This window comes from Leptospira alexanderi serovar Manhao 3 str. L 60 (assembly GCF_000243815.2).
In the GTDB taxonomy this organism is placed as follows: Bacteria; Spirochaetota; Leptospiria; order Leptospirales; family Leptospiraceae; genus Leptospira; species Leptospira alexanderi.
The window spans coordinates 1-12,500 of sequence record NZ_AHMT02000005.1 but is presented as its reverse complement, the minus strand read 5'-3'; the positions used below and the strand labels follow the sequence as shown (position 1 = coordinate 12,500).

12 protein-coding genes and 1 pseudogene are annotated in these 12,500 nt (G+C 39.5%); 5 read left to right on the top strand and 8 right to left on the bottom strand.

The window, feature by feature from the left end; translation table 11 throughout:
* Nucleotides 1-109 precede the first annotated feature (109 nt).
* The 3 genes from LEP1GSC062_RS01485 to LEP1GSC062_RS01475 all read right to left on the bottom strand — a co-directional run bounded on the left by LEP1GSC062_RS01485 (nt 110) and on the right by LEP1GSC062_RS01475 (nt 2,589).
* A complete protein-coding gene (locus LEP1GSC062_RS01485; protein ID WP_020983268.1) occupies nt 110-1,042 on the bottom strand; it encodes a DMT family transporter in 933 nt (310 codons plus the stop codon).
* Between the two features lie 134 nt (nt 1,043-1,176).
* Nucleotides 1,177-1,452 carry a hypothetical protein gene (locus tag LEP1GSC062_RS24460; protein ID WP_244265074.1) on the bottom strand — a complete coding sequence of 92 codons (276 nt, stop codon included), beginning with the start codon at nt 1,450-1,452 and terminating at the stop codon, nt 1,177-1,179.
* Nucleotides 1,453-1,722: 270 nt separating this feature from the next.
* Nucleotides 1,723-2,589 (bottom strand): bile acid:sodium symporter family protein, encoded by an 867-nt coding sequence (locus LEP1GSC062_RS01475; RefSeq protein WP_010576419.1) that lies wholly within the window; start codon nt 2,587-2,589, stop codon nt 1,723-1,725.
* 250 nt (nt 2,590-2,839) lie between these two features.
* Between LEP1GSC062_RS01475 and LEP1GSC062_RS01465 the strand changes: the two genes are divergently transcribed.
* Together LEP1GSC062_RS01465 and LEP1GSC062_RS01460 are read left to right on the top strand one after the other, a co-directional pair.
* A complete protein-coding gene (locus LEP1GSC062_RS01465; protein ID WP_010576418.1) occupies nt 2,840-3,259 on the top strand; it encodes a hypothetical protein in 420 nt (139 codons plus the stop codon).
* A gap of 58 nt (nt 3,260-3,317) precedes the next feature.
* Nucleotides 3,318-4,025: a lysophospholipid acyltransferase family protein gene (locus LEP1GSC062_RS01460; protein WP_020983312.1), complete on the top strand. Its 708-nt coding sequence runs from the start codon at nt 3,318-3,320 to the stop codon at nt 4,023-4,025.
* A 344-nt stretch (nt 4,026-4,369) separates the two neighbouring features.
* On the opposite strand, the gene LEP1GSC062_RS01455 is transcribed toward LEP1GSC062_RS01460, so the two are convergent.
* The 4 genes from LEP1GSC062_RS01455 to LEP1GSC062_RS01435 form a co-directional block, all read right to left on the bottom strand.
* The gene (locus LEP1GSC062_RS01455; RefSeq protein ID WP_010576416.1) at nt 4,370-6,211 is read right to left on the bottom strand and encodes an esterase/lipase family protein; all 1,842 of its coding nucleotides are present in this window, start codon (nt 6,209-6,211) and stop codon (nt 4,370-4,372) included.
* Nucleotides 6,212-6,368: 157 nt separating this feature from the next.
* A complete protein-coding gene (locus tag LEP1GSC062_RS01450) occupies nt 6,369-6,821 on the bottom strand; it encodes a response regulator (protein WP_010576415.1) in 453 nt (150 codons plus the stop codon).
* Nucleotides 6,814-8,211 carry a sensor histidine kinase gene (locus tag LEP1GSC062_RS01445; protein WP_010576414.1) on the bottom strand — a complete coding sequence of 466 codons (1,398 nt, stop codon included), beginning with the start codon at nt 8,209-8,211 and terminating at the stop codon, nt 6,814-6,816. The genes LEP1GSC062_RS01450 and LEP1GSC062_RS01445 overlap by 8 nt, the downstream gene beginning before the upstream one ends.
* A gap of 315 nt (nt 8,212-8,526) precedes the next feature.
* Nucleotides 8,527-9,390 (bottom strand): class I SAM-dependent methyltransferase, encoded by an 864-nt coding sequence (locus tag LEP1GSC062_RS01435; protein ID WP_020983218.1) that lies wholly within the window; start codon nt 9,388-9,390, stop codon nt 8,527-8,529.
* Between the two features lie 86 nt (nt 9,391-9,476).
* Here LEP1GSC062_RS01435 and LEP1GSC062_RS01430 point away from each other — a divergent pair, with 86 nt between their 5' ends.
* Entirely contained in the window at nt 9,477-10,517 is a 1,041-nt protein-coding gene (locus LEP1GSC062_RS01430; RefSeq protein WP_010576411.1) for a CapA family protein, read from the top strand.
* A gap of 343 nt (nt 10,518-10,860) precedes the next feature.
* Nucleotides 10,861-11,130, top strand: coding sequence for a hypothetical protein (locus LEP1GSC062_RS01425; RefSeq protein WP_139357306.1), 270 nt, complete (start codon nt 10,861-10,863; stop codon nt 11,128-11,130).
* Here LEP1GSC062_RS01425 and LEP1GSC062_RS01420 read toward each other — a convergent pair.
* The gene (locus tag LEP1GSC062_RS01420) at nt 11,120-11,707 is read right to left on the bottom strand and encodes an IS3 family transposase (RefSeq protein WP_020983252.1); all 588 of its coding nucleotides are present in this window, start codon (nt 11,705-11,707) and stop codon (nt 11,120-11,122) included. The genes LEP1GSC062_RS01425 and LEP1GSC062_RS01420 overlap by 11 nt on opposite strands.
* Between LEP1GSC062_RS01420 and LEP1GSC062_RS20775 the strand changes: the two are divergent.
* A pseudogene (locus tag LEP1GSC062_RS20775) lies at nt 11,679-12,500 on the top strand (IS982 family transposase); the annotation flags it as partial. The gene LEP1GSC062_RS01420 and the pseudogene LEP1GSC062_RS20775 overlap by 29 nt on opposite strands.

The window sequence follows — 12,500 nt, the reverse complement described above, 5'->3', positions numbered from 1 at the left end:
AAGCTTCAAAATCAATTTGACTTTCACCAACTGTAATTGAAGAGAAATATAGGAACGCAAGCGTTCTGAAAAATGGTAGGGTTGTTTTAATCTACGTCTTCTTTGTTTTTTAAGAATTACCTTCGGTTTTTGGTTCCGGTTTTTTTCCACCGATCCAAAGAGCTCCCGTTAAAACGAGGATGGTTCCTACAAGTCCGGAAAAAGTGACCGGTTCTCCGAGAAATATCCAGGCAAGTAAAATCGTAGACATCGGGCCCACAGAACCCACAATTGCCGCTTTTCCGGAACCGATCATTCGAATTCCTTCCGTGGTGAAATAAGCGGGAATTACGGTCGTTAAAACTCCGAGAGCCAGTCCGTATAAATATACGTTAGTGGGCTGGATCAGAGAGGCAGGGTGGCGAGTGATAAGAAAATGAATTATTACGATCGAACCGGATAAAAGCATTAGATAGGAAGTGAATCGAACCGAACCGAGTTTCGGGATCAATGATTCGCTTCCTACGAGGTATAAAGCGTAAGCGATCGCCGATCCGAGTACGAATAGCACACCTTTCGTTGCATTTGGTCCTTCGGCCTGAATGTCTCCTATGAATGCGACCACGATTCCGGAATATGTAAGAAGGATTGCAAATATTTCCGCTCTTTTGATTTTCCTTTTGAAAAGAATAGAACCGATAATGAGGACAATCGTAGGATATACGAATAAGGTAATTCTTTCCAGACCCGCCGAGATATATTCCAAACCTATAAAGTCGAATAGACTCGCGAGGTAATAACCTAAAAAGCTGAGAACCAAAATTAAGCCCCAGTCTTTTTTTGTGAGATTTACGAAGTTCTTGTTCGTATTTCCGGAACGGTAGGCGATCCAAGCGAAAAACGGAATTGCAAATAACATTCTGAGTGCGAGTGCCGTGGTCGAATCGATATTGTATCGATAGACTAATTTGACAAAGATCGCCTTTGCAGAAAAGAAAACAGCTCCCGTTAATACGAGAGAGATTCCCCAAAAGGGTTTCCATTTGGATTCGGAGGATTCCATAAATCCATCTCTTATTCCCAAGTGTTTTTTAAGAAGATTTTTTCTTCCTCGTCAACGGAAAAAGAAAGAGATTCCCGCTTCCCGATTTTTTTGTTTCCATTCTTTGACTTTTTGGATCTGAACATAACAATTGCTCAAAAAGAAGGAATGTTTGCATCCCAGAAGAGTGAATGAGAGTTTTTTTGACTCCTTTCGGATAACCAATGGGAAATCGTTCTGATTTGACCTAAAATGAATCCTCTCGTTTCGGTTTTCGTTTCTACAGCCCCGAAAATCTGAAAGCTCGGAATTTTGAAAAATGCAAAGCCGATTCCAACGAGTTCGAAAGCCGTGTCGCTTAATTTTCCTCCGGCAACTGCAAGAAGTCGGTCGTATTGGTCGGGCAGATCCGTTAAAAAAATCTGATCCATGATCGCCATCCAACCCGGACGTTGACGTCGCTTAAGTGAATAGTTATTTTATAATATTCTAATTCTTGATTCCAGGCGGAGACGAGTTCGGTTAATTCTTCGTTGGAAACTTTTACGTCATGCGGAGTCTGAGAGTTTCTTTATTACCAAAATCGATTTTTTTCCGAATCGCGCCTCTGTGGAATCCGATCGTCGTACAGTGAATTTGAATTACGAAGAAAGACAGAAGTGCGACTTTGACGAGTGTCTTTCCGGATTTTTGATCTATGATCAAGTTTGATTCGGAATTCTATGCATCCAGATCGAAAAAAGCCCTCCCGTGGCAAACATAATCAAGCTGTAAATTGCAGACGGAATCGCCATTGCCGGATTGTTTAGAATTGTACTTGCGATCGCAATTCCCAAGGTTCCGTTTTGAATTCCCACTTCGATCGTGATGGAAGTCCTTTGGGAATGTGTGACCTTCATCAGAGTCGCTCCCAGATAACCCAATATCATCGTAATTAGATTGAGGGCCAAGGAAGCGGGACCCACCTGGATAAAAAATGGTACGATGTTTTGCCTTTCACGAACAATGGCACCTGTGATGATTAGGATCAGAAAAATTCCGGAAAGAACTTTTATCGTTTTTTCGAACTTTCGGGAAAATTCCGGTTTTTTCGAATTGAGAATCATCCCGATCGACACCGGTAATACGGTGATCAGAAAGATTTGAAGAATCGTCTGAGGAATGTTGAGTTCGATTATTTGTCCGGCTCCGAGAAAATGGTGCATGGACATATTTAAAAGGAAGGGGATCGAAAGAACGGTGATGCAACTTGTGATTGCGGTTAACGTTATAGAAAGGGCAACGTCTCCTTTTGCAAGATGAGTGATAAGATTGGAAGTCGCTCCTCCTGGGCAGATCGCCAAAAGAATCAGACCTACGGAAAGTTCTCCCGAAAGTCCGGAGACGCTTGCGATCAGCCATCCGGTGATCGGCAAAAGCAGAAGTTGCAATGTTAACCCCGTGAGCACCGCTTTGGGAAGGACGAAAATTCGTTTGAAGTCGGCTATGGTGAGAGTCATTCCCATTCCGAGCATGATGATACCTAACGCGGCCGGAAGAAATATCTTTGTCAGTAAATTGGATTCCATTGTTTAAGACCTATTTTTGTTTCAAACTCTGTACAAAAGTTCTTACTTAAAGTCCACAGAATTTTTGAATTCTTTAAATTTTATATTTCCGATTTTCTTGTGGTGGAATATTCGAAAGAAAAATAGAAAAATCTGAATTTAAAATTCGAATTTGATTTCTATCTTGTATTCGATTCGATGAAAGCTTCTTTCGGGGATTTTTTTGTAAAAACTTGACAGATAACAAGATAGAACTATATTTCCGGACACGATGAAAAACCTGAAGATCATTTATTCCGCTCTGTTAATCGGTTTGGTTCTGTTCGGTGGCGTTTTTGTGTTTTTTACAAGTCCGAACGGAAGTTTTTCCGGGGATAGTAGCGGAATTATTTTGGGAATCACGGTTTTCCTTTTACCGATCTCTTGGTATATTCCTTTATTTTTTGCTAAAAAGAAAATGATTCCGGATAATTTGGGACCGAAAGAGAAATTCGTATTTTATTCTCAGTCTAAAATTTTTTCCGTGATCTTTCTGGACGCAGGTTATGTTATCAACGGCGTCTTTTATTTCGTAACGGCATCCTCTGTTCATTGGATTGGAATGGGAATCTTTTTCGCAGGTATATTGATTTTATTTCCTAGGGAGAAAGAATTTTCTTCTTTGTATAAAACGCGAGAGTTCCCTCCCTAAATTATAAACCAAAAAAAGAGATGATGAATTTCCAAATTCGGAAAAATCTCGTGCTTACATGGAAGAACGTTCTGTCACTCATAAAAACGAAAAGCAGTCTCTTAAAAGAAAGTTTTTAATTTGGTTCATTCCGTTTCTTGTAGTCAATCTGCAGAAACTGATCGGGTTTACTTCTCGAAGAATCAATATCGGAAACGAAAGTATCGAGAAAATTCGTAGGGAAAAAAAACCTTATATCCTTTCCGCTTGGCATACGAATGTTTTATATTCTCCTTATCTCAACCAAAACTTAGGAGTGGCCGTTCTCATTTCCGAATCCAAAGACGGAGACTTTATCAATCGGGTTGTTCATCGATTCGGCAATTGCAGCGTTCGAGGAAGTTCTTCTAAGGGGGGCTCCAAAGCTCTCAAAGCATTGATTACTCATCTTAAAAAAAATCTTCCCGCGGCGATTACACCCGATGGCCCTAGAGGTCCGGCGTTAGTCGTACAACCCGGTTTGATCGCTTCCGCTCAGATTTCTCAAGTTCCGATCGTTCCGTTTCATTATGAATGTACTCGTCAATGGGTTGCCGAAAGAGCCTGGGACAAACATAAAATTCCGAAACCGTTTACTACTTTTGTGGTTTCGTACGGAGAGCCGATTTATATCCCTAGAGATTTGAGTGAAAAGGGTTTTGAAGAGGCTCGGCTGAAAGTGGAAAAAGCGATGCTCGAAAACCGACAGAGGAGCATTGATAAGGCTGAAGAATTAAGAAAAAAATAATATTCTTAAAAGTGAATGTGTTAAAAATTGATCGGGTTTTGAAAGTTAAGTCTTTGTTTGTATACATCTTGCCTGAAAATATACTTTGTCGGTGCGCGATGAAGTTCGAACAAATCGTTTTTTAACGACTGAAAAATATTAGAGTTGTTGAAAAATTAATTCTTGAGTCTGTTTCCATTTCATTGAAATGGACGATTGAAGCAGTTTTGTGTATCTGAGCTATGGAATTTTTCAACAACTCTATTGTCTTTGTACGGTTTTAACGCCGCCAAGTTTTTGGGAGCAATAGTATCCGAAACATACCTCGAAAACAAAGTATCAATTTTACGAGCTAAAACATCGTTTTATGGGGTGTATTCTTTTAAAATTCTTTTTACTTCTAAAAAAGTGGGAGGATAATTTTGCACCGAATGTTCCGACTGAATCAGCGTTTCCGATTCCGAGTTTTCCAGATGAGAACTTTCATACGGAACGACCGTATCGCTGATCCAATCCAGGTCGGCGAGTTTAGAATTTCCGATAATGGAATGGAACTTCACTTGCGGTTTGTAATCTCTCGTTACTTTCATAAAAAGGCTTTTGGGTGCAAGTCCGTCGACTCCGTACACTTTTGGAACTATATCTCCTTCTTTGTAGTTAGGGTTTAAGAATTTGTAACCTTCTTCGAATTTTTTGATTACTTCTTTCGGAATTATAAAAAGAAATCTTGCGATCGAACCTAAAATTCCTTCCGCTAAATTCGATCCTTTATGTGGAGTGGCGATGAAGATCGCTCTTTTTACGAAAGGTACCGGATCGAAGTCGACCAATCTGCTGATTTCTTTTTTGGTTTCTTCGTTTATCATGTCGAACACGGAATAGGGAATCTTGGCTGCGTCCATCCATTGTTCTTTGTTACTATGTGTCACGGCTAATTTTACAATCAATCCGCCCATACTGTGGCCGACTAAAATGGTTTGATCGAAACTTTTGTGTTCGTTGTTCGGGTCATAGGTCTTTCTCAGATCGTATAAAGTATCTCTAAAGTCCGCCGCGGAAAAAAGGATCGGATTTACCGTGGGATACCAATATACCCAGAATTGGTATTTCGCCTTAATTTCCGGATCGGAAAGGAGTTCGTTTATCATCGGAAACCAAATGAAAGGTGAAGACGCCAAACCGTGAAGAAACACAACCGGAATTTTATCCTTATGATAGGGATAAACGAGATAGAGTCCCTTTCTGGACATACCCGTTTCTCCGTCAAAGATTGCCAGTAAATTGTCTTTTTGTTGTGCAATCGTTAGCATATAAGCGAGGGGAGTGGTCGTATCGCTTTCCATGGGTAGGTCTATTCCGTCTAACGTGATTTGATCTCGGAAAACTGGATCATAGACATGAATTTTAGCGCGTAAGTTCATAAGGTCCCTGTTTCCTAAATACGATTCCTCCAAGCTTACGAATGCGGTTGCGGGATAAGCCTGTCCGACTCCGTTGATGAATTCGTATTTGATTCTTTCTTGGGATTCTTTTTCCGGAAAATTACGGTTGAGAATCACCGGAGTTCCGATTCCGTACTTGCTGATATGATTGGAAAAACCTTTGACACGATAGTCGTAAGTAACTTCGATTTGCAGAAAATTTTGAGGACTCCAAGCTGTTTCCACTTCCGCGCTCGACATCTGTAAGGTTCCTCGAATCAAAGGAAGATTTAAGTCGGTAACGGCGGCCAACTTCCTATTTTTTTTTGCGTAACGTACCAGTTGCGCTAGAGAGCGATTGTAAGTGAACAAAGCAAATCTGAATTCCGCGGAGAATGGGTCTGGCGCCGGAGAAGCTTTCTTATCGAACAAGTACGTGTACGAATACACTAATGCGGAAGCATACATCTTTGCGAATTGGGAGTCTTCCATATCCAAAGAATTTCCCGTGAGATAACAGAGTTCGGAAAGATAGTAGGCAAGATTTCTAGACTTATTTGTGATCAGATCATTGTCCAGATCGTAAATTACCACTAGGGGATATTTTTCGAACTTGTCGTAGAGGTCGTTGCTTTTCAGATACCGGGTGGTCAAAAGACTGAGTTGATTCGAAGAGACGCTATTTAGGTTTACGAGTTTTTCCTGTTCAAATTGAGAATAACTCGATGTTGAATAAGTGGCACATTGTAGAACGGAAAGTAGAAAGAACCAAAAATAGAATTTCATCGTTTGAGGACCTAATTCCGATCAATAGATAGACCCTTCTGGCGAATGACAAGCAAAAAGAACTTAGATGGTTTATATCTTGACTGGCTTTCCATTCGATTGTTACGGATTGTTTTTTATTTTTAACTGTTTTGCGACAAACAATCCGACTGAAAAATCATTTACCTATACCTTGATTTACTAAAATCCAATAGAATCCTATTTCACTGGCTACTTCGCTAAACTTGTCGAAATCGAGAGGTTTTACGACGTAACTGTTCACTCCGAGTCTATAACTTTCCACGATGTCCTTTTCTTCGGCGGAAGAAGTGAGGATAACTACGGGAAGCATTTTCGTAAATTCCTCGCTTCTTACTCTTCGAAGCACTTCGATTCCGTCCACTTTGGGCATCTTCAAATCTAAAAGAATTAGGGAAGGTAATTGTGTTTTGTCCCGATTCTCGTAACGTCCGGTCGCATATAAATATTCCAGGGCTTCTTCGCCGTCTCTGACGAGTTTCACTTGATTTGTGAGATTGTGTCTTTTTAAACTTCTGAGAGTAAGTTCGGAGTCTTGCGGATTGTCTTCCGCGTATAAAATCGAGATTGGTTGGTCCTGAAGATCATACATGATTGTCGTCAACTCCTAGGGTAAAATAAAAACAAGCGCCTTCGTTCAATTTGCTATTTCCCCAAACCTTACCGTTGTGTCTTTCGATCACCCTTTTTACGATGGCAAGTCCGACTCCGGTTCCTTCGAACTGGTCTGCGTGATGTAGCCTCTGAAAGATATTGAATAGTTTATGTTGGTATTTCATATCGAACCCCGCGCCGTTGTCTTTTACAAAAAATACGGTCTCTCCGTTGTTTTGATACGACCCGATTTCGATTTTCGGATTTTCTTTCTTTTTGGAATATTTGAAGGAGTTGGAAATCAAATTGAATAAAAGTTGTTTAAGAAGACTGGGATCTCCTTTTGTAGGAGGAAGATCTCCCACAATAGTTTCCATTTTTATATCCGGATAATAGTTCATTATTTCTTCCAAGATCTTTTCTACCATAATCTGCATATTCACAATGGAGAATATAGGTTCTTTTCTTCCCAATCTTGAATATTCCAGGAGATCGTCTATGAGTTCTCCCATGTTCTCGGAGCTTTGAATGATGATGTTGACGATTCTACGGCTTTCCTCCCCGAGTTCTGTTCCGTAATCTTCGAGTAAAATTTTAGAAAATCCTAATATTCCTCGAATCGGAGAACGAAGGTCATGAGAAACGGAATAGGAAAACGCTTCTAAGTCCTTATTAGATCTTTCCAATCGCTCCGAATAAGTTTTGAGATTTTTATTGGATACTTCCAATACGCTTTCCGCTTTTTGACGGCGTTGACTTTCCTTATAGATAGACCAGTTTTGAAGGAAAATGAAAAAAAGATTCAATGTGATTCCGGAGAAAAGCAAAGTGACCGATATCGTCAGATGCATTTTCGAATTGTTTTTTCGTATGTCTAAGAGTCGAAATTCCTCCGCTTTTATATCTTGAATGAGGGATTTGATTTTTTCCGATAGGTCTTTCCCCTGTGCGGAACGAAACAGCACCAAGTAATGTTGCATGGATGCGTGTTTTCTCATCAAAACCAATTTGTCCATATAGAAAAACTTTTCGCTCAAGTAGGTTTCAATGAGAGAGAGTCTTTGTTGTTGGTAAGGGTTATCAATCATGCTTTTTCGAAGTTTTCCAATTCGTTCTAAAACGAGGCTTTTGCTTTTGAAATAAGCGTTTAGTTGTTCTTGGTCCAGATATAAAATATAAGCTCTTAAAACGGCATGAGCTTCGTTAAAAGCGGAAAAAGTTTCTTCTATGTTCAAAAGTACTTCTCGGGTATGCACTTCCCATCTTTTGAGTTCCAAGGATTGTTTCAATGTGTAATATGCGGATCCGATCATAATGAAGTTCAATACGACAATCCCGGTCAATCCGTAGGCGATATTTTTTTCAATTGTATTTTTCAAAGGAAGCACCTCAAGCGCGGTTTAGTATTAGAAATCGCTTATTCAATTGGAATCAATCTATTTGAACTTAGGCGATTCTTCGAATACCACCAGAACTAAAAATTGCGATCACTCTTTTCCTTTACCAGCTCTAAAATGGCAAGAAAAACTTAAAATCTCCGCCTTGAAAATAAAGTCGCCACAGTATACTTTCCCCGGATTTGAATGGGGGGTTTTGTTTTTGAATCAGACGTTATGGGTCGTATTTTAGGTTTTTCTGAAATAATTTGACGAGATTTGTGCGGAAAAAATTTCTTTTTTATCCCACTTCTATTTTGGAGTTTCTTATTTTCCGAAACATAGGGCCATCATATCGCCTTGGTCCAGGAGCTTTACCATGGGATCGGCGATGTGTTTTAGGGTTTTATAAAATAAGGAAGCTTCTTTTTTTGTTGTAAGTCCGCTTCCGTATGTGATATGTTTTTTCTTTTGAAATCCGAGAGAATCGCAGAGTTTTATGATTCCCGGCAGTGAATAATAATAAAGATGTTCCGGAACATTCAAGTATCTCCAAAAAGGACCTTGCAGTTTAGCGAGAGTTCCCCATCTACAAGTGGAGAGGATGATTCTTCCTCCGGGTTTGAGGTGTGTATAAATTTTCTCTAATGTTTCTTTGGGTTTGTGAAGATGTTCGATGGAAGCCCAGAGAGTGATTAGATCGAACTTTTCCGTTTCGGACGGCTTCCATTCCAAAAAGTCGATTTGTTCCGCTTTGAGCTTTAATTTTTCGCGGGCAAATTTGACGGGGGCTTCGGCAATGTCCATTCCATGAGAATCCCATCCTCTCCTTTGCATGTAGTCTACAAAATAACCGGCCGCACAACCGACATCAAGACAACGTTTTTCGAATTGTAAGGTATTTTCCCAAGTCTGAAAATCCAGATCTTTCAAGTTGAGTTCAAATACTCTAGAGATTTCGTTTCTGATCGCGTTCGAAAAATAGTTGTCATAACCTCGGTCGCTTCGTTTTAAAAAATATTCTTCCGAATAATAGGAAGCTACTTCTTCCGGAGAAGGTTGAGGATTTACCTGTACGAGAGCGCAATATTTACACTGTACGATATGAAAAATTTCGTTCTTATGATTGGATTTGGAAAAGAGGGGTTTAAATTTGGAAGAGCCGCAGGTATTGCAGGGGATTTTTTCCATTCTACTATTCTATCGGACCGAATCGGGATTCCTTTGATAGAAATTCTACTTTACGAGCGGCTTTCTCTTGAAACTCATGAAAGGACATGAAACAAAGTGTAATTCTTTCCATTCTGTTCGTTTCCTTTCTTTTTTCGTTCAAACTTCCTGCGGATTCCAAGGCTGATACCACAATTAAAATCAAAGCTGTGGGAGATATGGTTCCGGGAACGAATTTTCCTCAACCTTTGAAAATTCAGGATCCGAGATCGTTTTTGTTCGGAAAGGTGGAGAGTTATCTCAAGGGTGCGGATGTTCTTTTCGGAAATTTTGAAAGTACTCTGACGAATTATCCGAACACTTCCAAGGATACTTCCAGAAAAATGATCTTCGCGTTCAGAACGCCTCCTTCTTACGCGAAGGTTTTAAAGGAGGTCGGATTTGATATTTTAAGTATTGCTAATAATCATTCTTTGGATTTTCACGTGCAGGGTTTCGAAGACACTCAGAAAAATCTTTCTGATGCCGGAATTCGTTATACCGGTAGAAAGGGAATGATTACGTATATGAACGTGAAAGGTATTTCCGTGGCTTGGATCGGTTTTTCTCATTTGAAGTCGCATAATAACGTGAACGAAATCGGAGCGGGTGTTGCTCTCGTAAAAGAGGCGAAGAAAAAGGCTCAACTCGTTTTTATTTCATTTCACGGTGGAGCGGAAGGTGGTCCGGCTCTTCACGTTAAAAATCAGATGGAACGTTTTTACGGAGAATACAGAGGAAACTTAGTCGAGTTTAGTCATTCTCTGATTGATGCGGGTGCGGACTTGGTGATCGGTCATGGTCCTCATTTGGTGCGTGCGATGGAATTGTATAAGGGAAGGTTGATCGCTTATTCTCTCGGTAACTTTATGGGTTATAGGGCTCTTTCTTCCAAAGGAATCGTCGGTTATTCTCTTGTTCTCGAAGTGGAAGTGGATGTTCAAGGCAAGTTCGTAAAAGGTAAGGTTATTCCCTTACAACTCGACTCGGCTTCGATTCCGGAGTTCGATCCCGAAAAGAAAACGATTCATCTGATGAAAAAATTAACTAAGGAAGATTTTCCAGGCAAGGGACCTAAGATAGCGGACGACGGAACGATTTTGCCATGAAACGCGATCCGTAAGAGCGCATAACCTTACCCACAAGTACTTGGATCTCAAGACAAATCTGTCGGAAATACGACAAATCCTCTGTGAAACCCACAACGCGCGCCCTCCTTGGGGATTGACCTTTTCTTTAGGGATAAAAGATGCGATTTTTTGCCAAAGGGCATCGGGTATCTCTGAATAATATTTGTCCATTTCACATTGATATTATTATGCTTTCTCAGTACAAGCAGTTTTGAGACCGGCTCTTAGTGTTCGAAGGTGCAGAAGGCGTGACCGTGGCAAGTTTAGTTTTTACTGCTGCCAAGCTTAATTATAGAAAGAATTGTTGGTAAAGAAGCAGAAAATGGGAGACAGTATAGTGCGAATTAATAATATTAGTATAATTGAATTCTTATTATTGACTCTTTTAACTCTATATGGATGCCTTCAATTTCCGAAGGTCTCTACCCGGCAGATTGAAATTGAAAGTAATTTAGATGGCTTAAGTCAAGATGAAGTTTGTATTGAATATATTTCAGAAACAATGAATGGACAAACGCTTGAGACAACATCTAAACTTTCAGGAAAAGCATACTGGACTTCCCCCGAAAAAACGGACATGGTCATGCAGTAATTCTTTCTCTGAACTCGACTGGTGTAAGATAGCCTAAAGCCGAGTGTCTTCTCTTTCTGTTGTAATATCTTTCGATATAGTCAAACAGAAAATATTGTGCCTCCCTTATTGTGTTGAATTTCCTTCTGTAAACCTCCTCAACTTTCAAAGTTTTAAAGAACGATTCCATCGGAGCATTGTCATAGCAGTTGCCTTTTCTACTCATACTCTGGACGAACTCATTCGTATTTAATACTTTTCTAAAGTCATCGCTTGCATATTGAACTCCTCTATCGGAATGAAATATGACTTCTTTTGGATATCTCCTACGAGAAAGAGCTTTCTCAAAGGCCTTCAAGAGATGTTCCGTTTCCAATGTCGAACCCAATTCCCAACCAATGATCTCTCGATTGAAAAGATCTTTGATCGCAAATAGATAAATCCATTTCCCGTTGATCGGTATGTAAGTAACGTGAGTTCGGCCTAAGGAGGAAAAAAGAGAAAAATCTTGTACAGAAAAGCGCCAGATCACATATTGAACTAAATTTCCAGCAAGAAAAGGGTTAAATATGGATCTGACAGAGATATTTTGTGCCATAGACGATTATTGTACACAACAAAAAATAAACTGGAACGTGAAAATACTTTTGTCCGGTGGTTCGAAAAAGAAACCGAAAATTTCAGTTAAGCCTGAGTGAAGTAGCAACGATTGTTGTCTGTTTTCATCTTTCTCATTATAGAGAATTTAAAAATTATTATCTGATAGAAATAAAAAAGAATTTAAAATCGGAATTTCCAAAAGCGGTAAGTTACAATCGTTTTGTTGAACTGATGCCTAACGCGTTATCTGTCATAGCTTCCTTTCTATCAAATTCTTGTCTGGGAAAATGTTCCGGAATATCGTTCATTGATTCTACGATTCTTTGGAGTATGCGACAACAGAAGAATCCATTCTCATAAAGTATTTAAAGATACTGCACAACGAGGGAAATCAAGCACAGGCTGGTTTTACGGCTTTAAATTGCATTTAATCGTAAATGATCAAGGTGAAATATTATCATTTATGATTACTCCTGGAAACGTCGACGACAGGAATTCGAAAGTGATTTTTCCACTTGTTAAGAATATTCACGATAAACTTTTCGGAGATAGAGGTTATATCAGTCAATCTTTGTTTGAAAGTCTTTATGAAAAGGGAATTCAACTCATTACAAAACTTAAAAGAATATGAAAATAAATGAATGCCCTTAGTTGATAAATTACTTTTAAGAAAAAGAGCTATCATTGAAGCAGTAAATGATGAACTCAAAAATATCTGTCAGATTCAACATACTAGACATCGAAGCTTTTTCAATTGGGCTGTTAATCTATTAAGTGGGTTAGTTGCATTT